The sequence below is a fragment of the Pseudomonas sp. BJP69 genome, assembly GCF_007633355.1.
Lineage (GTDB): Bacteria > Pseudomonadota > Gammaproteobacteria > Pseudomonadales > Pseudomonadaceae > Aquipseudomonas > Aquipseudomonas juntendi.
Genome location: NZ_CP041933.1, coordinates 344,810 through 367,537, shown reverse-complemented (window position 1 = coordinate 367,537; position 22,728 = coordinate 344,810). Strand labels below are relative to the sequence as shown.

The 22,728-nt window shown below is 60.9% G+C and carries 16 protein-coding genes and 4 pseudogenes; 15 read left to right on the top strand and 5 right to left on the bottom strand.

Annotated features, from left to right (window positions below; translation table 11 throughout):
* Positions 1–151: 151 nt before the first annotated feature.
* Positions 152–3,085: a bifunctional [glutamate--ammonia ligase]-adenylyl-L-tyrosine phosphorylase/[glutamate--ammonia-ligase] adenylyltransferase gene (gene glnE / locus FPB55_RS01695; protein WP_029885037.1), complete on the bottom strand. Its 2,934-nt coding sequence runs from the start codon at positions 3,083–3,085 to the stop codon at positions 152–154.
* A 383-nt stretch (positions 3,086–3,468) separates the two neighbouring features.
* Between glnE and aceE the strand changes: the two genes are divergently transcribed.
* The 5 genes from aceE to FPB55_RS01670 all read left to right on the top strand — a co-directional run bounded on the left by aceE (position 3,469) and on the right by FPB55_RS01670 (position 12,161).
* On the top strand, positions 3,469–6,114 hold the full coding sequence (aceE, locus tag FPB55_RS01690) for a pyruvate dehydrogenase (acetyl-transferring), homodimeric type (RefSeq protein WP_029885038.1): 2,646 nt from the start codon (positions 3,469–3,471) through the stop codon (positions 6,112–6,114).
* A gap of 13 nt (positions 6,115–6,127) precedes the next feature.
* Positions 6,128–7,768 carry a dihydrolipoyllysine-residue acetyltransferase gene (aceF, locus tag FPB55_RS01685; RefSeq protein WP_054881578.1) on the top strand — a complete coding sequence of 547 codons (1,641 nt, stop codon included), beginning with the start codon at positions 6,128–6,130 and terminating at the stop codon, positions 7,766–7,768.
* A gap of 249 nt (positions 7,769–8,017) precedes the next feature.
* Positions 8,018–10,708 (top strand): GGDEF and EAL domain-containing protein, encoded by a 2,691-nt coding sequence (locus tag FPB55_RS01680; RefSeq protein ID WP_144187416.1) that lies wholly within the window; start codon positions 8,018–8,020, stop codon positions 10,706–10,708.
* Between the two features lie 157 nt (positions 10,709–10,865).
* The gene (gene msrA, locus FPB55_RS01675; protein WP_029885041.1) at positions 10,866–11,534 is read left to right on the top strand and encodes a peptide-methionine (S)-S-oxide reductase MsrA; all 669 of its coding nucleotides are present in this window, start codon (positions 10,866–10,868) and stop codon (positions 11,532–11,534) included.
* Positions 11,535–11,537: 3 nt separating this feature from the next.
* Positions 11,538–12,161, top strand: a complete 624-nt coding sequence (locus FPB55_RS01670; RefSeq protein ID WP_115293276.1) for a glutathione S-transferase — start codon at positions 11,538–11,540, stop codon at positions 12,159–12,161.
* 175 nt (positions 12,162–12,336) lie between these two features.
* Here FPB55_RS01670 and FPB55_RS01665 read toward each other — a convergent pair whose 3' ends face one another.
* The gene (locus FPB55_RS01665; RefSeq protein ID WP_144187414.1) at positions 12,337–12,837 is read right to left on the bottom strand and encodes an ATP-dependent zinc protease; all 501 of its coding nucleotides are present in this window, start codon (positions 12,835–12,837) and stop codon (positions 12,337–12,339) included.
* A 182-nt stretch (positions 12,838–13,019) separates the two neighbouring features.
* On the opposite strand from FPB55_RS01665, the gene FPB55_RS01660 reads away from it, so the two are divergent.
* The 3 genes from FPB55_RS01660 to FPB55_RS01650 all read left to right on the top strand — a co-directional run bounded on the left by FPB55_RS01660 (position 13,020) and on the right by FPB55_RS01650 (position 16,331).
* Positions 13,020–13,907 (top strand): acyltransferase, encoded by an 888-nt coding sequence (locus FPB55_RS01660; RefSeq protein WP_009682545.1) that lies wholly within the window; start codon positions 13,020–13,022, stop codon positions 13,905–13,907.
* A 222-nt stretch (positions 13,908–14,129) separates the two neighbouring features.
* Entirely contained in the window at positions 14,130–15,479 is a 1,350-nt protein-coding gene (locus FPB55_RS01655; protein ID WP_009682546.1) for an APC family permease, read from the top strand.
* A 168-nt stretch (positions 15,480–15,647) separates the two neighbouring features.
* Positions 15,648–16,331: an RHS repeat-associated core domain-containing protein gene (locus FPB55_RS01650; RefSeq protein WP_255751563.1), complete on the top strand. Its 684-nt coding sequence runs from the start codon at positions 15,648–15,650 to the stop codon at positions 16,329–16,331.
* 8 nt (positions 16,332–16,339) lie between these two features.
* Here FPB55_RS01650 and FPB55_RS01645 read toward each other — a convergent pair whose 3' ends face one another.
* A complete protein-coding gene (locus FPB55_RS01645; protein ID WP_009682548.1) occupies positions 16,340–16,915 on the bottom strand; it encodes a DUF2780 domain-containing protein in 576 nt (191 codons plus the stop codon).
* 192 nt (positions 16,916–17,107) lie between these two features.
* Here FPB55_RS01645 and FPB55_RS01640 point away from each other — a divergent pair, with 192 nt between their 5' ends.
* From FPB55_RS01640 to FPB55_RS01625, 4 genes are all read left to right on the top strand, one after another.
* Positions 17,108–18,019, top strand: a complete 912-nt coding sequence (locus FPB55_RS01640) for an RHS repeat-associated core domain-containing protein (RefSeq protein WP_132476700.1) — start codon at positions 17,108–17,110, stop codon at positions 18,017–18,019.
* Positions 18,020–18,475: 456 nt separating this feature from the next.
* Positions 18,476–18,718: a hypothetical protein gene (locus FPB55_RS01635; protein ID WP_144187412.1), complete on the top strand. Its 243-nt coding sequence runs from the start codon at positions 18,476–18,478 to the stop codon at positions 18,716–18,718.
* A gap of 163 nt (positions 18,719–18,881) precedes the next feature.
* Positions 18,882–19,151, top strand: coding sequence for a DUF3077 domain-containing protein (locus tag FPB55_RS01630; protein WP_051095432.1), 270 nt, complete (start codon positions 18,882–18,884; stop codon positions 19,149–19,151).
* A gap of 162 nt (positions 19,152–19,313) precedes the next feature.
* Positions 19,314–19,538, top strand: a complete 225-nt coding sequence (locus FPB55_RS01625; RefSeq protein WP_009682552.1) for a hypothetical protein — start codon at positions 19,314–19,316, stop codon at positions 19,536–19,538.
* Positions 19,539–19,565: 27 nt separating this feature from the next.
* Here the strand turns inward: FPB55_RS01625 and FPB55_RS01620 are convergent.
* Positions 19,566–20,366: pseudogene (locus tag FPB55_RS01620) on the bottom strand (zinc-binding dehydrogenase); the annotation flags it as partial.
* Between the two features lie 35 nt (positions 20,367–20,401).
* Between FPB55_RS01620 and FPB55_RS01615 the strand changes: the two are divergent.
* Both FPB55_RS01615 and FPB55_RS01610 read left to right on the top strand, forming a co-directional pair.
* Positions 20,402–20,767, top strand: a pseudogene (locus FPB55_RS01615) (Putrescine importer PuuP); the annotation flags it as partial.
* 323 nt (positions 20,768–21,090) lie between these two features.
* Positions 21,091–21,789 carry an RHS repeat-associated core domain-containing protein gene (locus tag FPB55_RS01610; protein WP_144187410.1) on the top strand — a complete coding sequence of 233 codons (699 nt, stop codon included), beginning with the start codon at positions 21,091–21,093 and terminating at the stop codon, positions 21,787–21,789.
* Positions 21,790–21,805: 16 nt separating this feature from the next.
* Here FPB55_RS01610 and FPB55_RS01605 read toward each other — a convergent pair.
* Positions 21,806–22,370 (bottom strand): annotated as a pseudogene (locus FPB55_RS01605) (DUF2780 domain-containing protein).
* An 11-nt stretch (positions 22,371–22,381) separates the two neighbouring features.
* Between FPB55_RS01605 and FPB55_RS01600 the strand changes: the two are divergent.
* Positions 22,382–22,705 (top strand): annotated as a pseudogene (locus FPB55_RS01600) (transposase); the annotation flags it as partial.
* Between the last annotated feature and the right edge of the window lie 23 nt (positions 22,706–22,728).

Genomic DNA, 22,728 nt, shown 5'->3' with positions numbered 1-22,728 from the left:
TGTGGCGGACAGTGTACCACCGGTGGTGAAGCATGAGCCTTTGGGGCTGCTTTGCAGCCCATCGCGACACAAGGCCGCTCCTACAAGGGAATGCGTTCTCCTGTAGGAGCGGCCTTGTGTCGCGATGGGCCGCAACGCGGCCCCAACATTCTCAAGTCAAACCCAGCTCACCCCAGATCCGCCGCACCTCACGGCGTTCATCGGCAAACTGCGCCGCATCGATCACCCCGGCCTGTTTCTGCAGGGCCTGGCGGTGCGAGGCCGAGCGGAACGCCTTGTACACTTCACGCAACAGCACCGCGTCACTGGCCGGCAGCAAACCTGCCTGCTCCAGCTCTTCCAGAATGCGGATGTTATCGGTCCATCGGAGTATGGCCGGGTGCTCGTGGCCCCAGGCCAAAGCGGCGTATTGCACCATAAATTCAATATCGACGATACCGCCGGCATCCTGCTTGATATCGAACGGCATGCCGGCCTCGAAGGCATTGCCTGCAGTCCCGGCGGCGGTGGCCTTGGTGCCCAGGTTGTCACGCATCTTGGCGCGCATTTCGCTCACTTCGCTGCGCAGCTTCTCAAGGTCACGGGCCTGGCCCAGCACCTTGGCGCGAACGCCCTCGAACGCAGCTCCCACCTGCTTGCAACCGACCAGCACACGGGCCCGCACCAGGGCCTGGTGCTCCCAGGTCCAGGCTTCGTTCTGCTGGTAGCGCTCGAAGGCCCCCAGCGAACTGACCAGCAGGCCCGAAGCCCCTGACGGGCGCAAGCGCATGTCCACGTCATACAGCTGGCCCGAGTTGGTCTGGGTGGTCAGCAGGTGAATGATGCGTTGGCCAAGGCGGGTAAAGAACTGCGCACTGTCGATCGGCTTGGCCCCGTCGGTTTCCGCCTGCGGGTCGCCATCGTGGATGAACACCAGGTCCAGGTCCGAGCCGTGGCCCAGTTCCAGCCCACCCATCTTGCCGTAGCCGATGATGATGAACCCCGGATCGCACAGGCTGCCGTCACTGCGCTTGGGCTGACCGTGGCGGGCCACGGTCTGGCGCCAGGCCAGCGCCAGCACCTGGTCGAGGATGGCCTCGGCCAGCCAGGTCAGGTAGTCGCTGACCTTCATCAAGGGCAGGTTGCCGCTGATTTCCGAGGCCGCCACGCGCAGGCTGTGGGCCAGCTTGAAATGGCGCAGCGCCTCCATCTGCTGCTCAAGGTCGTCTTCGGGGATACGCGTCAGGCGCTCGCGCAGTTCGCTGGCCAGCTCTGGCGCCAGTGGGGGGCTGAACAGGCGGCCCTCATTGAGCAACTCATCGAGCAGCAGCGGGTAGCGGGCCATCTGCTCGGCGATCCAGGGACTGGCGGCGCACAGGGTCAACAGTTGGCGCAGTGCACCCGGGTTTTCCGTGAGCAGCACCAGGTAGGCCGAACGCCGCGCCACCGCCTCCACCAGCGGCAATACCCGCTCGAGTACCAGGTCGGGGTTGTCGTGCTCCACCGCTTGCGCCAGCAAGCGTGGAATAAAGGCATCCAGGCGCTCACGCCCGATGCGTTGCATGGAGCGCAGCTGCGGGCTTGAGCGCAACGCGGCCAGGCGCCGCAAAGCGTCCACAGGCGCCTTGAAACCGGCCTCCTCCAGTTGGCGACCAGCCGCTTCCTCGTCCTGGGCCTGCTCCCACAGCGGCGACCACTCACCGCCCACCACCAACTCGCCTTCACCGTCTTCATCGTCCGGGTCGGCAATGACCTGGCGGAAATGCCAGTCGATGCGGCCACGCCAGTAGGTCAGCTGGTCGTGGAAGCTCTGCCAGTCGGCAAAGCCAAGCATGAAGGCGACCCGCGCCTGATCGGTCTCGCCCTCGGGCAGCATCTGTGTCTGGCGGTCGGCGATGGCCTGGATGGCGTGCTCGGTATAACGCAGGAACTCATAGCCTTCGCGCAGCTCAGCCACCACAGCCGGCGGCAGGTAGCCCTGGCCTTCGAGGGTGGCCAGCACCTTGAGCAACGGCCGCTGCTGCAGGCTGAGGTCACGCCCACCGTGGATCAGCTGGAACGCCTGGGCGATGAACTCGACCTCACGAATGCCGCCAGCACCGAGCTTGATGTTGTCGGCCATGCCCTTGCGCCGGACTTCCTGCTGGATCAACTGCTTCATGGTGCGCAGCGCTTCGATGGCGGAAAAGTCCAGGTAGCGGCGGTACACGAACGGGCGCAGCATTTCCTGCAACTGCGCGCCAGCAGCCTGATCGCCGGCCACCACCCGAGCCTTGATCATGGCGTAGCGTTCCCAGTCGCGCCCCTGGTCCTGGTAATACTGCTCCAGGGCATTGAAGCTGAGTACCAGGGCCCCGGCAGAGCCGTAAGGGCGCAACCGCATGTCGACGCGGAACACGAAGCCGTCGACGGTCACCGGGTCCAATGCCTTGATCAGGCGCTGGCCCAGGCGGGTAAAGAACTCCTGGTTGTCCAGCGAGCGCTTGACCCCTTCGGTTTCACCGCCCTCGGGGAAACCGAAGATCAGGTCGATGTCCGAGGACAGGTTGAGTTCGACCGCGCCCAGCTTGCCCATGCCCAGCACAACCATGTGCTGCGGCTGGCCACTGCGGTTGCCGATGGGCGTCCCGAATTGCTGACAGTGGCGCGGGTAAAGCCATTGGTAGGCTTCGTCGATGCAGGCATCGGCCAGGTCCGACAGGTCGCGGCAGGTTTCGCCAAGTTCCGCCTGGCGGGTAATGTCACGCCAGATGATGCGCACTTGCTGCCGGTTGCGCGCGCGGCGCAGGTTGCGCGCCAGTTCCTCTTCGCTTTGCGCCGCCTGCGCCGCCGCGGCAATTTGCCCGCGCAGCTCCCCCGGGGCATAGCGCCGTTCCAGCTCACCGCTGGCCAGCAGGGCAAACAGCATGGCCGGGTCGCGCTGGGCCACGCCCAGCACGAAGTCGCTGGCCGCGGCCACCTGGTCGAACTGGTGCCGCTGGGCCGCACTGCAATCGTTCAGGTCCAGTTCGGGGTGAGCCGCTACGGCATCGCGCAGGAACTGCTGGTTGCGAGAAACCAGCGGCTGCAAGCTGGCAGGCAGATCGGAGGGCAAAGGTAGGCGCATGGTCTATCCTTGATCGGCGTGAAATAGAGGGAAAAAAGCGGCCAAGGGGAAGCCGGACCACGGTTGGACTGTCGTACAAAAGTTGGAAATAGCTGAAAAAAATGCAAAATTGGCAACAAACATCAAGAAACACCCGTTCGCGACACAATGCCAACCAACATGAACGTTTTTCCTCACAAGCCAACGTGCGACCAAACGTCGCACAATTGTAGTTTTACTACTACTCGTGTCGTGTAAAAGCATGAAATGCGGAAGCAAATGTAGTAAAACTACAACGCGCCGGACGACACCCCGGTAATCCAAGAATTCACGACGTCTGCCCATAAGGCCAGTCGCAATCTCAGGCAATCGATTCTGGTTGCCTTTCCGCCCTGGAGCAAGCCATGCAAGACCTCGATCCAATCGAAACCCAGGAATGGCTGGATGCCCTGGAGTCGGTCCTCGACAAAGAAGGCGAAGACCGCGCTCATTACCTGATGACCCGTATGGGCGAGCTGGCCACCCGTAGTGGTTCCCAGCTGCCGTATGCGATCACCACGCCATACCGCAACACCATCCCTGTCACCCACGAAGCACGCATGCCTGGCGACCTGTTCATGGAACGCCGCATTCGCTCGATGGTGCGTTGGAACGCCCTGGCCATGGTCATGCGTACCAACCTGAAAGACTCGGACCTGGGCGGACACATCTCCAGCTTCGCCTCCAGCGCCACCCTGTACGACATCGGCTTCAACTACTTCTTCCAGGCCCCGACCGAAGAACATGGCGGCGACCTGATCTTCTTCCAGGGCCACGCCTCCCCAGGCATCTATGCCCGCGCCTTCATGGAAGGCCGCATCAGCGAAGAACAGATGAACAACTTCCGCCAGGAAGTGGACGGCAACGGCCTGTCTTCGTACCCGCACCCATGGCTGATGCCTGACTTCTGGCAGTTCCCGACCGTTTCGATGGGTCTGGGCCCGATCCAGGCCATCTACCAGGCCCGCTTCATGAAGTACCTGGAAGCGCGCGGCTTCATCCCTGCCGGCAAGCAGAAAGTCTGGTGCTTCATGGGCGACGGCGAGTGCGACGAGCCGGAATCGCTGGGTGCAATCGCCCTGGCTGGCCGCGAGAAGCTGGACAACCTGATCTTCGTCATCAACTGCAACCTGCAGCGCCTCGACGGCCCGGTTCGCGGCAACGGCAAGATCATCCAGGAACTCGAAGGCGTGTTCCGTGGCGGTGGCTGGAACGTCAACAAGGTCGTCTGGGGCCGCTTCTGGGACCCACTGCTGGCCAAGGACACCAACGGTGCTCTGCAGCGCCGCATGGACGAAGTCATCGACGGCGAGTACCAGAACTACAAAGCCAAAGACGGCGCGTACGTTCGTGAGAACTTCTTCAACACCCCGGAACTCAAGGCCATGGTCGAAGACCTGTCCGATGACGAGATCTGGAAGCTCAACCGTGGCGGCCACGACCCGTACAAGGTCTACGCGGCTTACCACCAGGCGGTGAACCACAAAGAGCAGCCGACCGTCATCCTGGCCAAGACCATCAAGGGTTACGGTACCGGTGCCGGCGAAGCCAAGAACACCGCGCACAACACCAAGAAGGTCGACGTCGACAGCCTGCGTCACTTCCGTGACCGCTTCGACATCCCGGTCAAGGATGCCGACCTCGAGAACCTGCCGTTCTACAAGCCCGAAGAAGGTTCTGCCGAAGCCAAGTACCTGGCCGAGCGCCGTGCTGCCCTGGGCGGCTTCGTGCCTCAGCGCCGGGCCAAGAGCTTCAGCGTGCCAACCCCGCCACTGGAAACGCTGAAAGCGATCCTGGACGGCTCGGGCGACCGCGAAATCTCCACCACCATGGCCTTCGTGCGTATTCTGGCGCAGCTGGTCAAGGACAAGGACATCGGCCAGCGCATCGTGCCGATCATCCCGGACGAAGCCCGTACCTTCGGTATGGAAGGCATGTTCCGCCAGCTGGGTATCTACTCGTCGGTCGGCCAGCTCTACGAGCCAGTCGACAAAGACCAGGTGATGTTCTACCGCGAGGACAAGAAGGGCCAGATCCTGGAAGAAGGCATCAACGAAGCCGGCGCCATGTCGTCGTTCATCGCTGCCGGTACCTCGTACAGCTGCCACAACCAGCCGATGCTGCCGTTCTACATCTTCTATTCGATGTTCGGCTTCCAGCGTATCGGCGACCTGGCCTGGGCCGCTGGCGACAGCCGCACCCGTGGCTTCCTGATCGGCGGTACTGCCGGCCGCACCACCCTCAACGGTGAAGGCCTGCAACACGAAGACGGTCACAGCCACATGATGGCGGGCACCATCCCGAACTGCCGCACCTACGATCCAACCTACGGCTACGAGCTGGCGGTGATCATCCAGGACGGCATGAAGAAGATGACCGAAGAGCAACAGGACATCTTCTACTACATCACCGTGATGAACGAATCCTACCAGCAGCCAGCCATGCCGGCCGGTGTCGAGGAAGGCATCATCAAGGGCATGTACCTGCTCGAAGAAGACACCCGCGAAGCGGCACACCACGTACAGCTGATGGGCTCCGGCACCATCCTGCGCGAAGTGCGCGAGGCGGCGAAGATCCTGCGTGAAGAGTTCAACGTCGGTGCCGACGTGTGGAGCGTCACCAGCTTCAACGAACTGCGTCGCGACGGCCTGGCCGTAGAGCGCGCCAACCGCCTGAAGCCTGGCCAGAAGCCACAAGCGACCTACGTCGAGCAGTGCCTGGCCGGTCGCAAAGGCCCGGTCATTGCCTCTACCGACTACATGAAGCTGTTCGCCGAGCAGATTCGCCAGTGGGTACCGAGCAAAGAGTTCAAGGTCCTGGGTACCGACGGTTACGGTCGCAGCGACAGCCGCAAGAAGCTGCGTCACTTCTTCGAAGTTGACCGCCACTTCGTGGTGCTGGCTGCCCTGGAAGCCCTGGCTGACCGTGGCGAGATCGAACCCAAGGTTGTTGCAGACGCTATCGTCAAGTTCGGCATCGACCCGGACAAGCGCAACCCACTGGACTGCTGAGGAGTATTTTTAAGTGAGCGAACTCATTCGCGTACCTGACATCGGCAGCGGTGAAGGTGAAATCATCGAGCTGTTCGTCAAGGTCGGTGACCGTATCGAGGCTGACCAGAGCCTGCTGACCCTGGAGTCCGACAAGGCCTCCATGGAGATCCCGGCGCCCAAGGCCGGTGTCATCAAGGAGCTGAAGGTCAAGCTGGGCGACCGCCTGAAGGAAGGCGACGAACTGCTGGTGCTGGAAGCCGAGGGCGCCGCTGCTGCGGCCCCTGAGGCGCCAGCCGCTGCACCGGCCGAGGCTGCTGCCCCGGCCCCGGCCGCTGAAGCCGCCCCTGCCCCAGCGGCAGCGGCTGCACCGGCTGCCGCCGCCGTGCAGGACATCCACGTGCCAGACATCGGTTCGTCGGGCAAAGCCAAGATCATCGAAGTACTGGTCAAAGTCGGCGACACCGTCGAAGCCGACCAGTCGCTGATTACCCTGGAGTCCGACAAGGCCTCCATGGAAATCCCGTCGCCGGCTGCCGGCGTGGTCGAAGAAGTCCTGTGCAAGCTGGAAGACGAAGTCGGCACTGGCGACCTGATCTTCAAGCTGAAGGTCGCTGGCGCAGCACCTGCTGCTGCCCCGGCACCTGCCGCCGCTGCCCCGGCCAAGGCTGAGGCTGCCCCGGCTGCCGCACCTGCTGCTGCCGCCCCAGCGGCAGCCCCTGCGCCGGCTACCACCGCGCCGGCTGCCGGTAGCAACGCCAAGGTCCACGCAGGCCCGGCGGTGCGCCAACTGGCCCGTGAATTCGGTGTCGACCTGGGCGCAGTCGCGGCCACCGGCCCGCACGGCCGCATCCTGAAGGAAGACGTGCAGGTCTACGTCAAAGCGATGATGCAAAAGGCATCGAGCGCCCCGGCAGCTGCCGGCGCGACCGGTGGCGCCGGCATCCCGCCGATCCCTGCCGTGGACTTCAGCAAGTTCGGTGAAGTGGAAGAAGTGGCCCTGACCCGCCTGATGCAGGTCGGTGCCGCCAACCTGCACCGCAGCTGGCTGAACGTGCCGCACGTGACTCAGTTCGACTCCGCCGACATCACCGAGCTGGAAGCCTTCCGCGTGGCGCAGAAGGCCGTAGCCGAAAAGGCTGGCGTGAAGCTGACCGTGCTGCCACTGCTGCTCAAGGCCTGCGCATTCCTGCTCAAGGAACTGCCAGACTTCAACAGCTCGCTGGCGCCAAGCGGCAAGGCCATCATCCGCAAGAAGTACGTGCACATCGGCTTCGCCGTGGACACCCCGGACGGCCTGCTGGTCCCTGTGATCAAGAACGTCGACCAGAAGAGCCTGCTGCAACTGGCTGCCGAAGCTGCGGCACTGGCTGAAAAAGCCCGTACCAAGAAGCTCTCGGCGGACGAGATGCAGGGTGCCTGCTTCACCATCTCCAGCCTCGGCCACATTGGCGGCACCGGCTTCACGCCGATCGTCAACGCGCCGGAAGTGGCGATCCTTGGCGTGTCCAAGGCAACCATGCAGCCGGTCTGGGATGGCAAGGCCTTCCAGCCCAAGCTGATGCTGCCACTGTCGCTGTCCTACGATCACCGTGTGATCAACGGCGCTGCCGCCGCGCGCTTCACCAAGCGCCTGGGCGACGTGCTGGGCGACATCCGCACCATGCTGCTGTAAGGCGGCCCACTGCCCCTGCATGCAGGGGCAGTTCCTTTTTCGAGCTGCCACGCTCGTACCTCAACCCCGTCGATTGGCGGGGCTTTTTTTGCCCGCTGAACAAGCACGCCAAACTACAGATTCCGGCCAGACCGCCGATAACCCCTACACGGCATCACACATGGCTGCTTGCCAGCCCTCGGCACATGATGCAACCTTGCCAGACCCGCAGCGGCCCTACGCAGCATTCCCTCTTCAAGCGAGTCTTCGATGAAAAGCCAACCCGATGCCGCCAGCCGTGTGGCGGCCGAGGTCGTCACGCAGTTACCCGTGCCCTCGCGGCTGGGCATGCTGCGTTTCGAAAGGCTTAACGAAGCCAGCTGGGCCATGCTTTACCTGGACCCAGCCTGCGAGCGGCAGTTCGGCCTGCATGCCGGCACCTTGTGCGCACAGTTCGAGGCGCCCTACGCCAGCCTGATGGAACCCGAGGCACGCTACCGCCTGCACGACGAGATCCAGCAGCAACTGGCCCAGCGCGGTTACTACCGGGTGCGCTATACCCTGCATACGCCCAATACCGCACTGCGCCTGCTGGAGGCGGGTGAAGCCTACAAGCAGCACAACCGCCTGCTGCTGCGTGGCTACCTGAGCGTGCTCGACGAGCAGCCGCACGACGCCGCCGAGCAGGATGCCAACGACCTGGAGTCGCGCAACAACCGCCTGCAGTTGGCCCTGCAACTGAACCAGCGCGCCCAGCAGGAGCAACTTGAGCACTTGGAACGCGTGCGCGGCCAGCAGGACCTGATCCTGCGTTTGGCCCGCCAACGTTACAGTGCCGAAAACTCGCTGCTGGAAGCCGCCCAGCTGATCACCCAGAGCGCTTGCGAAATCTACAACGTCGACAGCGCCAGCATCTGGCACCTGGAAGACCAGCGCCTGGAACCGATCACCGCGTGGAAACGCGACACCCAGGAACACCGCCGCCCCGAAGCCATCGACGCCAGCCGTTTCCCGGACTACCTCGACGCGCTGCACGCCAGCCGCGCCATCGATGCCCATAACGCCGGCCATGATCCGCGCACCCGTGAGCTGGCACGAAGTCTGTGCCCGGAAAACAAGGCCATGCTCGACGCCAGCATTCGTGTCGACGGCCAGGTGGTGGGTGTGCTGTGCCTGGAACAGACCGGTCAGCCGCGGGCCTGGCAGTCGGATGAAATCGCCTTCGCTGGCGAACTGGCCGACCAGTTCGCCCAGGTCATCACCAACCACAACCGCCGCGCTGCAGCCAACGCCCTGCACCTGTTCCAGCGTGCGGTCGAACAAAGCGCCAGCGCGTTCCTGCTGGTCAACCGCGATGGCCGGGTGGAGTACGTCAACCCAAGCTTTACCGCCATTACCCAGTACAGCACCGACGAAGTACAAGGCCGCCACCTCGGCGAGCTGCCGGCGCTGGAAAACCTCAATGAATTGTTGTTCGACTCACCGTCGAGCCTGGCCATGGGCAACAGCTGGCAAGGCGAATTCAAGAGCCGGCGCAAGAACCTCGAGCCCTACTGGGGGCAGCTGTCGATTTCCAAGGTGTACGGCGACAACCGTGAGCTGACCCACTACATCGGCATCTATGAAGACATCACCCAGACCAAACTGGCGCAGCAGCGTATCGAACGCCTGGCGTACACCGACAACCTGACCAACCTGGGCAACCGCCCGGCGTTCATTCGCAGCCTGGATGAGCGCTTTGCCCGCGACGGCGAACACTCGATGTGTCTGCTGCTGGTAGACATCGACAACTTCAAGCGCATCAACGACAGCCTTGGGCATCAGACCGGCGACAAGCTGCTCATCAGCCTGGCCCGGCGCCTGCGCAACAGCCTGCACAGCGGCGGTATCCTGGCACGCTTTGCCAGCAACGAGTTCGCCGTGCTGCTGGACAACACCATCCTGGAAGATGGCCAGGGCGTGGCCTTGCAGTTGCTGCGTACCCTCGACAAGCCGATGTTCGTCGACAACCAGTTGATCAACGTTACCGCCTCGGTCGGCCTGGCCTACGCACCCTTGCACGGCAGCGACCCGGCCAGCCTGATGAAAAACGCCGGCCTGGCGCTGCACAAGGCCAAGGCCAACGGCAAGCACCAGGTGCAGGTGTTCACCGAAGTGCTCAATGCCGAGGCCAGCTACAAGCTGTTCGTCGAGAACAACCTGCGGCGCGCACTGACCCAGAACGAGCTGGAGGTGTTCTACCAGCCCAAGCTGTGCCTGCGCAGCGGTCGCCTGCTGGGCCTGGAGGCGCTGTTGCGCTGGAACCACCCCGAGCGCGGCATGATCCGTCCGGACCAGTTCATCAGCGTGGCCGAGGAAACCGGCCTGATCATCCCCATTGGCAAGTGGGTCGTGCGCCAGTCCTGCCGCATGAGCCAGGAATTGCGCGCCGCTGGCATGGGTAACCTGCATGTGGCCATCAACCTGTCGCCCAAGCAGTTTTCCGACCCGGACCTGGTGGCATCGATCAGCAGCATCCTCAAGGAAGAAGCCCTGCCCCCGCACCTGCTGGAGCTGGAGCTGACCGAAGGCTTGCTGCTGGAAGCCAGCGAAGACACCCACCGCCAGCTGGAGGAACTCAAGGCCCTTGGGCTGACCCTGGCCATGGACGACTTTGGCACCGGCTACTCGTCGCTGAGCTATCTCAAGAAGTTTCCGATCGACATCCTCAAGATCGACCGTAGCTTCATCAACGAGATCCCCGACAACCAGGACGACATGGAAATCACCTCGGCAGTGATCGCCATGGCCCACAACCTGAAGCTGAAGGTGGTGGCCGAGGGCATCGAAACCCCGGAGCAGCTGGCATTCTTGCGCAGGCACCGGTGTGATGTGGGCCAGGGTTACCTGTTCGATCGGCCGATCCCGGGGCGCGAGCTGGCCGAGCGGTTGAAGCGCTATCCGCGTGGACCGGTGGCCTGACAGCGGCGTAAACCTCGGGCACTATAGAAGCCATTCGGGCCCCTTCACGGGCACGCCCGCTCCCACAGGCTCCCCACAACGTTCAGATCCTGTGGGAACGGGCATGCCCGCGAAAGCCCCAACACCTATCCAACTGATTAAACACAGAGGAACGGCCATGGTCCTGCGTTCGGAAATCCTGGTGAACAAAAACGTCATGCCTACCGCGGAACAGGCCCTGCCTGGCCGCGAAACGCCAATGAGCCTGCCCGAGTTCCACTACGTCTTCAAGGACACCCCACTGCTCGGCCCGTTCTTCGAAGGCAGCATCGACTTCGCCATCTTCGGCCTAGGCTGCTTCTGGGGCGCAGAGCGCCGCTTCTGGCAGCGCGAAGGTGTGGTCAGCACCGTGGTGGGCTATGCCGGCGGCTTCACCCCGAACCCAACTTACGAAGAGGTTTGCTCGGGCCTGACCGGCCACACCGAAGTGGTGCTGGTGGTGTTCGACAAGGACAAGGTCAGCTACCGCGAACTGCTGGCGATGTTCTGGGAGCTGCACAACCCGACCCAGGGCATGCGCCAGGGTAACGATGTCGGCACCCAATACCGCTCGGCCATCTACTGCACCAGCCCGGAACAGCTGGAACAGGCCAAGGCCAGCCGTGACGCCTTCCAGGCCGAGCTGAACAAGGCCGGGTTCGGCGAAATCACCACCGAAATCGACCAGGCACCGACGGTGTACTTCGCCGAGGCCTACCACCAGCAGTACCTGGCCAAGAACCCGGACGGCTACTGCGGCATCGGCGGCACCGGCGTGTGCCTGCCACCCAGCCTGCAAGGTAACTGAAGCATGAGCACGATGACGCTGTTCCACTCGCCCTTGTCGCCGTTCGTGCGCAAGGTGATGGTTGTGCTGCACGAAACCGGCCAGTTGCAGCGGGTGCAACTGCAGCCGGTCAACATCAGCCCGGTGAGCGGCGACCCGCAGCTGAACCAGGACAACCCGATCGGCAAGATCCCGGCGCTGCGCCTGGAGGACGGCACCGTGCTGCACGACAGCCGGGTGATCTGCGAGTACCTGGACCAGCAGCACGTCGGCTTGCCGCTGCTGCCACGCGAAGGCTCAGCACGCTGGCGGCGCCTGACGCTGGTGTCGCAGGCCGATGCGATCCTGGATGCAGCGGTATCGTGCCGTTATGAAAGCTTCCTGCGGCCTGAAGACAAGCGCTGGGACGGTTGGCTGCAGGCGCAGGGCGACAAGATTCGCCGTAGCCTGGCCAACCTGGAGCAGGAGCATTTGCCTGAGCTGATGTCCGGGTTCGACCTGGCAGCGATTGGCGTGGCCTGTGCGCTGGGGTATCTGGACCTGCGTCAGCCCGAGTTCGGCTGGCGCGAGCACCAGCCCGGGCTGGCCGCGTGGTATGCCGAGGTGAGCAAGCGGCCGTCGATGGTCGCCACTTCTCCGCAGGCCTGAAGGGCCTCTTCGCGGGCACGCCCGCTCCCACAGGGACATCACAGTATTCGAGAGCTGTGCAGTACCTGTGGGAGCGGGCATGCCCGCGAATGCCTCACCGGGGTCCCACAGGAAACAACTGCCCAATCCTGACCCAATCAGCGCCCGACCTGTTTGCCCTTCCTCAAGCTACGTATCAGCAGTCTGGCTTGCCAGCAGTAAATTTCTTCGCCGGGTTGACCGCCGCCTTGAACTCGCGCAGCGCCTTGGAGCCAATCAACAGCGGGTAGTTGAAGTTGCTGCGGTCCACCAGGTTCACTTCAACAGTGCGTTTCACGTCACCCAGGCACAACTGCAGGTCGACCACCGGGCGCTTGGAAACTTCCGGCGTATCCCCTTCGTCTTCCTCATCGGCCCGCCCTTTGATCTTGCTGATACGCGAGACCTTGTGCTCGTAAACTTTGCCATCGGCGTCCTTGGTCGCCAGGCGAAAGCGCACCCAATCATCGCCATCGCGGGTGAACAACTCGATATCCTTGGCCGACAGCGAGGCGGTAAAGGCGCCGGTATCCATCTTGGCTTTCAACGTTTCGCCCAGCTCGGGCAGGGCGATGTTCTCGTAGCGGCCGTAGAGGGTAGGGTCGGCGGCCATTACCGGCAGTGACAACAACGACAACAGGGCAAGCAAAGGTTTCACAGGCAGGCTTCCTTCAAAGAGGTCAGTGCTTAGACTGCACTGGCAGGATAGGTTCGTTGTCACAAGGTTATCCAACATGTTGTGAAACATTTGTTCCTGCCGCCGGGCATTGGACATTTGGCGTAGGCCCCGGCGCTGCTTATCATTGCGCCCTGCCAACTTCATACAACAAGAGTTTCCTTATGCGTCGCCTGCTTACCGGCATTCTTACGACCACCCTGCTGCTGCTCAACACCTTGGTGCTGATCTGCCCACTGCTGGTCTTCGCCCTGCTCAAACTGGTGTTGCCGGGCCGTGGCCGTGACTATGCCTCGTGGGCGGTGATGTGGGTGGCCGAAACCTGGTCGGAAATCGACAAGGCCATCTTTGCCCTGTGCATCCCCACCCAGTGGGACATCCGCGGCGTCGAGAACCTGCGCAAGGACACTTCCTATCTGGCGGTGAGCAACCACCAGTCTTGGGTGGACATTCCGGCCCTGATCGAAAGCCTCAACCGGCGCACGCCGTTCTTCAAGTTCTTCCTGAAAAAAGAGCTGATCTGGGTACCGCTGCTGGGGCTGGCCTGGTGGGGGCTGGATTACCCGTTCATGAAGCGCTACAGCAAGGCCTTTCTGGCCAAGCACCCCGAGCTGAAGGGCAAGGACCTGGAGATCACCAAGGCCGCCTGCGAGCTGTTCAAGCGCCAGCCGGTGACCGTGGTCAACTACCTCGAAGGCACGCGCTTCAGCGACGCCAAGCGCCAGGCGCAACAGTCGCCATACCGTTACCTGCTCAAGCCCAAAGCCGGTGGCGTGGCGTTCGTGCTGGCGGCGCTGGGTGATCAGCTCGATGCGCTGCTGGACGTGACCATCGTGTACCCAGGCAACAAGGCGCCGGGGTTCTGGGATTTGCTCAATGGCAGCATTAGCCGGGTGATTATCGACATTCAGGTGCGTGAGCTGGACCCTGGATTGTGGGCGGGGGATTACGAGAACGATCCTGAATTCCGCCAGACCGTGCAGGCCTGGGTGAACCAGTTGTGGTTGGACAAGGACCAGCGGATCGAGCAACTGCGGGGGGAGATGGGCTGAGGTCTTTACCGCCTGATGGGGCCTCTTCGCGGGTGAACCCGCACCTCACAGGGTGGTGCTACCTTCGAGCTTGCGCTGCCACCCGCGGCCCGCTCAGGTAGCCCAACAATCCGATTAAAACCCAGGCTAATAATCAACATAAGGATTACTTTTTTGTCATCCCCCACCTAAGTGGATAAAAATCGACCAAAGCACAACTAAAAAAACGCTCTGGATCGATCGATGGCCAACCCACCCAGCTTCAACTCCGCTCAGCTTCGCCGTGTTCTCGGCCTTCCGGCCCTGGTGTTCTTCGGCCTGGTGTACATGGTCCCGCTGACCATCTTCACCACCTATGGCATCGTGACAGAGCTGACCGGCGGCCGCACCGCCAGCGCCTACATGGTTACCTTGGTGGCCATGCTGTTCACCGCCGCGTCCTACAGCTTCATGGTCAAGCGTTTCCCAGTGGCAGGCTCGGCGTACTCCTACACCAACATGGCTTTCGGCCCCAACATCGGCTTCCTCGCGGGCTGGTCGTTGCTGCTCGACTATCTGTTCCTGCCGATGATCAACTACCTGTTGATCGGCTTGTTCCTCAATATCGCCTTCCCGGCCATCCCGGCGTGGTCCATCGCGCTGGCCTCGATCGCCCTGGTCACCGTGCTCAACGTGGTCGGCATCCATTCGGTGGCCAAAACCAGCAACCTGATCGTCGGCGCGCAGATCGTCTTCATCGTGGTATTCGTGGCGCTGTCATGCCAAACGCTGGCCGGCCAGCCGCTCGACCTGCTGTCGCCGCTGCTGGGTGACGGCTCACAACCAGGCTTTGGCGCGCTGATGGCCGGTGCGGCGGTGTTGTGCCTGTCGTTCCTCGGCTTCGATGCCGTTTCGACCCTGGCTGAAGAATGCCGCGATGCCCGCCGCGACGTGCCACGGGCGATCATCCTCACCACCCTGTTCGCTGGCGTACTGTTCACCGTACTGGCCTATGTCAGCCAGCTGGTCATGCCGGGCACCACCTTCGCCAATGCCGATGCGGCGGCCAACGAGGTGATGTTCAAGGCGGGTGGGCAGTTCCTGGCCAACTTCTTCACCGCAGCTTTTGTTGCCGGCAGCCTGGGCTCGGCGCTGGCCTCGCAGGCGGCAGTGTCGCGCATCCTGTTCACCATGGGCCGTGACAACGTGCTGCCGCGGCGCAGCTTCGGTTACCTGTCGCCACGGTTCGGTACCCCGGTGTTCGCCATTTTGCTGGTGTCGGCGTTTTCGCTGCTGGCGTTGGTGATCGACCTGGCTACCCTGGCCTCGCTGATCAGCTTTGGGGCACTGGTGGCGTTTTCGGCGGTGAACCTGGCGGTGGTGAAGACCCACCTGATGGATGACGGGGCGCAGCGCAACTTCAAGGGGCTGCTGTGCTACGGTCTGGTGCCGCTGGTGGGCCTGGCGCTGACCCTGTGGCTGTGGACCAGCCTGTCGGCACTGACGTTGGTGATCGGGCTGTGCTGGTTTGCCTTGGGCCTGGCTTACCTGGCGGTACTGACCGCGGGCTTCCGCCGCCCGGTGCGCCTGGTGGACTTCAGCGAAGCCGCCTGACCTGCCGCAATGCAACTTTGCGTTTTGTAGGTGCGACCTGAGTCGCGAAGGGCCGCACCGCCCGTCCAGACCGGGTCGGTGCTCACTGCGTGTACTAGTAATTCTGCTAGTTGTACCTGACGTCGGGAAACTAAAGACTCAAGCTTACCGTCTTGCGAGGCCAAGCCTGTGTCAGTAGCTCTACGTGCCTATTGCCCCTACGGTCATTATCAAAATCAAGCAAGGCCGGCATCCATGCTTGGCTTCAATGGAGAGCAGTATGAGGCGCGCTCCCGCACGTATGTATTAGGCCAGGGATACCGCTGCTACAGCCCGGCACTCCAGCGCTTTCAGGCGCCCGATGACCGCAGCCCATTTTCCGAGGGGGGGCTCAATGCCTATGCGTATTGCGTTAATGATCCCATAAACTACCTGGACGACACTGGGCAGTCGCCGAGTGCAGCGCTACTGCGGAAAGGCAAAGCACAGCTTAAGGCCGTTTCACAGACCCGGTACCAGAAGGTCAGTAACGCCAACCAGCCCCCTCAGCAACGCGTAGCCAATGCGGTCAAAACCAGTCAGAAGAAAAAAAACGTCAGTTTTGCCACTGACACCATCTTTAAGAATGAACGCCACGGGCGATACCACGAGCGGACAATGCTTACCAGCAGACTGGAGCGCCTGCACAGCCTCTACGAAATAGTGAACAGTGACATCCAGCATCTTTGGGCTACTACCACCCGGCTGAACTATAAAAACCACAACCTCATCTATGCATATCTACGCCGACTTAGTTCGCTCAATAACACCGTTAAACAAGTGCAGAATGAAAAAGAACGAATTCAAAAACGCCTGCAAGAGATCCGCTGGTAGTACGAAGCTTATACAGACGGCGTGGCTGCGGGCGCCGGAGTCGCCCACAAGGCCCCCAAGTTCTGCAATAACGAACCGGCTATACCCTGCTGCCCAAGGTACTGCAGCAACAACGGCGCGAACTGCCCGATCATCCCGGTATCCATGCCCAGGGCCTTGAAGGCATTGTCCAGGTCGCTACGGTTCTGCACGTCGTTACCCAATGCCTTGTCCAAGGCCGACTGGCTACCCTTGTTGCTGCCCAGCAAATCCCCCAAGCCACTTAGCCCGCCCAGGGCATTGGCGCCCGACAACAGGTCCAGGCCCGGTACCGCCTTGGTCAGCTGGCCATAGTCCTCGCTGCTCAGGCTGTTGCGTGCCAAACCCAACATCGCCCCCGCCCCGCCCACGGCCTGCTCGGGGGTGATGTTCAACTGGCTGCCCAGGGTGTTGAGCAAATCGGCCTGCGCCTGGGGCGCCTGTACCTGGCCTTGCTGTTGCTGGTTTTGCATGGCGGATACGGCGTTGGCGGCGTCGCTGAGGTTGAAGGCGAACACCGGGCTTGCGGCCAGGGTCATCAGGGTTGCCAGGGTGAGTACTTTCATCGGGAGGGACCTCGTTGGCCGGCATGGCCTGGGAAACAGCGGATTTGACTGGAAATCTGAGTGATTGTTCCGAGCCCAGACAGGCGCACACCTGATATTTCTGCCAGTAGCCAATTGCTCAAAGTACTCAAGATAATCGCAGTACCCACCTCATACATTTTTGGGGCCTACTGCAGAAACGGGAGCACGCCGATGAAAATCAGTCCTGGTATCGCCAAATATTTCTACCAGACCAGCAAACTAACGACTGTCATTGGAAACGATCAAAAGCGTTCAATGCTGCGAATTGAAGCGCTCCCGCTTGCTGAATTATCTGAAAAAGAAGCAAGCAGCACCAAGCTTCTCGCAACAGATGAAATGGGCTCAGTGCTTATCGTGAGAACGCCTGACGATATGCAAATCAATCACAGCTACACCGCCTTTGGATACAACCACAAACTACCAGCAGAATTCGCAGCTATAGGATACAACGGCGAGTTCATGCTGGAAAACATGCACCTTTATCTTCTAGGCCAAGGACACCGTGGATTCAGCACTGAAATTGGACGATTCATCGCCCCGGACAATGCTGGAAGCCCATTTGGCAGAGGCGGGATAAACGCTTTCACGTACTGCCTGAATGACCCCATGAATCGAAAAGACGAAACGGGCATGTGGTCTATCTTTAAGCCTAGAACGTGGTTTCGTAATACCCAAACAAAAAAAGACCAACGCCTTGGCATCATAGCAGACAAAAAAAATGAAATAATAAACAAAACCGAATCCCTCAACGACTTAATTGAGGAAAGGCGTAACCGAGGAAAGCCAATACAGCCTACGATTAACAAGACCGCAAGACAACTTGAAAAAATTTATAAAAGAAGCGAAAGAAAGGCAGAAGGAGTAAACAAATATCAAGACAAAGGCCACAGGTATCTATTCCCCCACCTTACAGCTGCCAAGCAAGCATTAGACGCAGCCCCAAAACCTGCCTATACCCCACAAGGCAATACCAGAAAAGAAGGAAACTGGGCCAGTCCAACAAGAACTCGTGACGACCCATATGACGACAAAAATTACAGAACCAACGTATCCGAACAAAATATTTCGACTCGCCGGCGTTGATAAAAATTGTTAAGTTTCTACATGAAAACGACGGGGCAGTGACTCACATGGTTCACTTTTATGGCAGCACTGCATGGGCCCCATCGTGGCGCCGGGCAACAAAAACCAAACTGATTTAGGCCCTGCCCCACCAGTATTGCAGCGTGCCTATCTCGACAACCTATTCCGTTTTTTCCACTTACCTGTAGGACGTTTCTGAATTACAGTCCCGAGTCGCACAAGCCATTGCGATGATCTGGGTTGGGCTCTAGTCTCGGGCGGTCGCTGCGAAATCAGCGACCGGCTTTGACAGGCCGCCTTGGTATGAATCACATGGCTTCGCTGTTATGGCAGCTGTGCATGGGGCACTTTGTGTGCGCCGGGTTTTGGTTCACCTACCGGTCTGTCAACCCATGTACCGCTGCCACCAATTGTTTGACAGCAGATGGTGATGGCCTCCATTTAAGGTGTTCCATCATGCTTAAGTTCGTCCCCGATCCACCCCACACTTACCATTCCCTAGAAGACACACTCATCCAGGCCGCGGAGTACGCCCTGTGCGCGCAAACGGTCGCGCAGCAGGCGGTGCTGCTGCAGCCCAAGTCGCCAGGCTCGGTACTGATCATGGCGACGATGCATGAACTCGAGGCGTTGCGAGCGCTGCTTGAAGCAGCCTTGATCCAGGCCCAGTTGCCTTCTGAGCCGCGGACGTTGCATTAAGGGCTTCAAGCCTTGCGTTGCCTGAGCTGGCCTCTTCGCGGCTAAAGCCGCTCCCACAGGGATTTTGCGCTCGGCTTTGCGCCTGTGACGAACCTGACCTGGGGGAGCGGGTTCACCCGCGAAGAGGCCGGAACAGGCGCAGCTCAGTTCAAGGGAATAAACAATGACAACAGAAAACACCAAACCCAATACCACCGTTGGCAAAACCATGTTTTACCAAGGCGAAAACAAGACCCACGCGTTGTTCTGCATCGCCCCAGGCATCCCTTGCCAGGATGCACGAGAGCAAGCCTCGGAACTGATGGGCTATGTGCGGGATTTGACCATTGACGGCCTGATGGACAACAAACCGCAGTTGCTCTGGGCTTCACATTACCTGAGCGCGTTGGCCAAGGCGCTGATGGATGATGCTGAGTTGGGGATGATGCGCTGAGTGATGGGTTGGCAGGGCTGGCCTCTTCGCGGGCACGCCCGCTCCCACAGGTTTCGTGTGAGGCTGTAAAACTAGTAGTTCTGCCAGTATCAAAATCCCTGCCGCTGTTCACAATGGGTTTCAAGCGACCTCCATTCATCCAGCACGGTAGGGACTTGAACAATGAGCAAAGCATCAAACAGTACGCTGTTCTTCTACCAGGGCGACAAGCTCGTCACAGTGAAAAAAGGCGCTCACCATCGCGCAATCTTACGTAATGCGGAACAACCGCTGGCAGAGCTGAGTACAGACGACACCAAAGCCGGCGGCCCGCTGGCAACCGATCAGATGGGCTCGGTGCTTGCCGTGCAAGGCTCAGCCAGTCACCCAAGAAAAAGCCCCTCGTGATGAGGGGCTCTTCACTACATCACGGTATCACGCCGCGCCCCACATCTTGTGCGGGTCGATCACAAACTTCTTCGGCACCCCGGCATCAAACTCGCCGTACCCTTCCGGCGCCTGGTCCAGGTTGATCACCTGCACGCCCACCACTTCGGCAATGTTGATGCGGTCCCACATGATCGCCTGCATCAACTGGCGGTTGTACTTCATGGTCGGGGTCTGGCCGGTGTGGAAGCTGTGCGACTTGGCCCAGCCCAGGCCGAAGCGGATGCTCAGCGCGCCGATCTTGGCGGCAGCGTCCACCGCGCCCGGGTCTTCGGTCACGTACAGGCCCGGGATACCGATGTTGCCGGCTACGCGGGTAACCTGCATCAGCGAGTTCAGCACGGTGGCCGGGGCTTCGTGCTTGGCACCTTCATGGCCATGGCCGCGGGCCTCGAAGCCAACGGCGTCAACGGCGCAGTCCACTTCCGGCTCGCCGAGGATATCGACGATCTGCTCGTGCAGCGGGGTGTCCTTGGACAGGTCGACCACCTCAAAGCCCTGCGACTTAGCGTGAGCCAGACGGGCCGGGTTGAGGTCGCCGACGATGACGCAAGCGGCGCCCAGCAGGCGCGCCGAGGCAGCGGCGGCCAGGCCGACCGGGCCGGCGCCAGCGACATATACGGTGCTGCCTGGGCCTACGCCGGCAGTGACGGCGCCGTGGTAGCCGGTTGGCAGGATGTCGGACAGGCAAGTCAGGTCACGGATCTTCTCCATGGCCTTGTCGCGCTCGGGCAGTTTCAGCAGGTTGAAGTCGGCATAGGGCACCAGCACGTATTCCGCCTGGCCGCCGGTCCACTGGCAGTGGTGCGGCCGCGGACCATGTCGGCACCAGAGTGTTCGCCATTGCTCTAGTGTCGGCGTTTTCGCTGCTGGCGTTGGTCATCGACCTGGCGACCCTGGCCTCGCCGACCAGCTTTGGTGCGCTGGTGGCGTTCTCGGCGGTGAACCTGGCGATGGTGAAGACTTACCTGGTGGATGACGGGGCGCAGCGGAACCTCAAGGGCCTGCTGTGCGCCGGTCTGGTGCCGCTGGTGGGCTTGGCGCTGACCCTGTGGCTGTGGGCCAGCCTGTCGGCGCTGACGTTGGTAATCGGCCTGTGCGGGTTTGCCCTGCGCCTTGCCTACCTGGCCGTCCTGACCGTCGGCTTCCGCCGCCCGGTGCGCCTGGTGGACTTCACAGAAACAGCCTGACTCCGCTTTCCCGGGCTTGCGCGGTCGCTTGTAGGAGCGGCCTTGTGTCGCGAAAGGGCCGCGCAGCGGCCCCGGCAATCTTCAAGGCAAAGCTGAAATTCCAGGGCCGCTGCGCAGCCCTTTCGCGACACAAGGTCGCTCCAAATACAGCACCAATCTTAAGGATCCCGGCGCGTTGAAGCAGTTGATTGCCTGAGCTCGCAGCGCCTGATATGTGCCCCTGAAATGAGCTAAAACCAGCGGCACGTACTGGGAATTCTGCTAGTTGCTCATGGCTTCGGAAAGGCCAAGACTCAGGCTCAACGTCTTGCGAGGTAAAACCTGTGCCGGTAACTCTGCGTACCTATTGCCCTTACGGGCAACGTCAAAATCAAGCAAGCCAGGCACTCATACTGGGCTTCAAGGGTGAATTTCTCAATGGGGTCACTGATGGATACGTATTAGGCCAAGGCTATCGTTTCTATAGCCCGACTATCATGCGTTTCTTCTCACCTGACAGTTTTAGCCCTTTTGGCTCAGGAGGGACGAATCCCTACATCTTCTGCGCTGACGATCCAGTTAACCATGCCGATCCCACAGGCCATACTCTACTCTTCATGAATGGTCGGTTTTTTCACACACGTGGCAATATGGCAAAACCGGTTCAAACCGCGCCAGTCAGTGAGCACTTGCAGCGGCGTGCTACCCGTTTCGAGAACCCACCGATTCAATTTACAGCGCCAAAACACGCCGGCATCGACGCGATCAGCGTTCATCCCACAGACGTAGTGTCAGAGCAATCTACCGGGGTACCTGTTGATTCGGTAGCCGTCAAAGCTCGCCACATTACCCGTTTTGTGAAACCGCACCAAGTTGCCGATACCCGAAGATTGCTGGCCAATCACTTCACACTCGAGGAAATCAATCCCCTACTGCGACACGCCAAAATCGAGGAACTGGGTCCGCAAACGCGCACACTGCTGGTCAACGCTGTTCAAGAGCAGAAAGTACTGATTGCGCGCCTGCGTGGCGTTGCCAAATAACCTTCAGTGTCAGCAATCACACTGAAGGTGCCTGGATAGGCGCCGGTGTGACCCACAGGCTTCCCAGGTTCTGCAACAGTGACCCGGCGATGCCCTGCTGACCGAGGTACTGGAGGATCAGCGGGGCAAACTGGCCGATCATCCTGGTGTCCATCCCCAGCGCGTTGAATACAGTGTCCATGTCGCTACGGTTTTCCACATCATTGCCCAGTGCATTGCTCAACACCGAATGGCTTTCGCTGCCCTTGCCCAACAGTTCACCCAGCCCATTCAACCCACCCGACGCATTGGCCCCGGAAAGCAGGTCCAACCCGGGCAAGCCCTTGGTCAACTGCCCATAGCCCTCGCTACTCAGGTTGTTACGCGCCAACCCCAACATCGCTCCCACCCCGCCGAGAGCCTGTTCGGGGGTAAACTTCAATTCGCTGCAAGGTATTGAGCAAATTGGCCTGTGCCTCGGGCGCCTGCACCTGGCCTTGCTGCTTCCGATGTTGCATGGCGGAGACAGCGTTGGCAGCATCGCTGAGGTTGAAGGCGAACCCCGAGGTTGCGGCCAGGGGCATCAGGGCTGCCAATTCCATCAAGCCAACGTGGCCGCCCGCGCAAACGCTGCAAATGGCTGCTCGCCGACAAGGGCTACGACACCGAAACGCTACGTCGCTACTGCGACCAATATCGAATGTAACCCGTCATCCCGCTGCGCTCGATGAAGCGCAAGCCCAAGCCTGGCTTACCCAGATTGTTCGACCGGCCCAAATACCGACAGCGCAACATCATCGAGCGTATGTTTGGCTGGCTGAAAGAGGACCGCCGAATCGTCACGCGTTTTGACAAGCTCGCAAAAAGTTATGCCGCCATGGTCTCGCTGGCTTGTGTCTTGCGCTGTAGGCGACGGCTTTTTTCAGACAGAACCTAGCAGAATTACTAGTTGTGGTTATG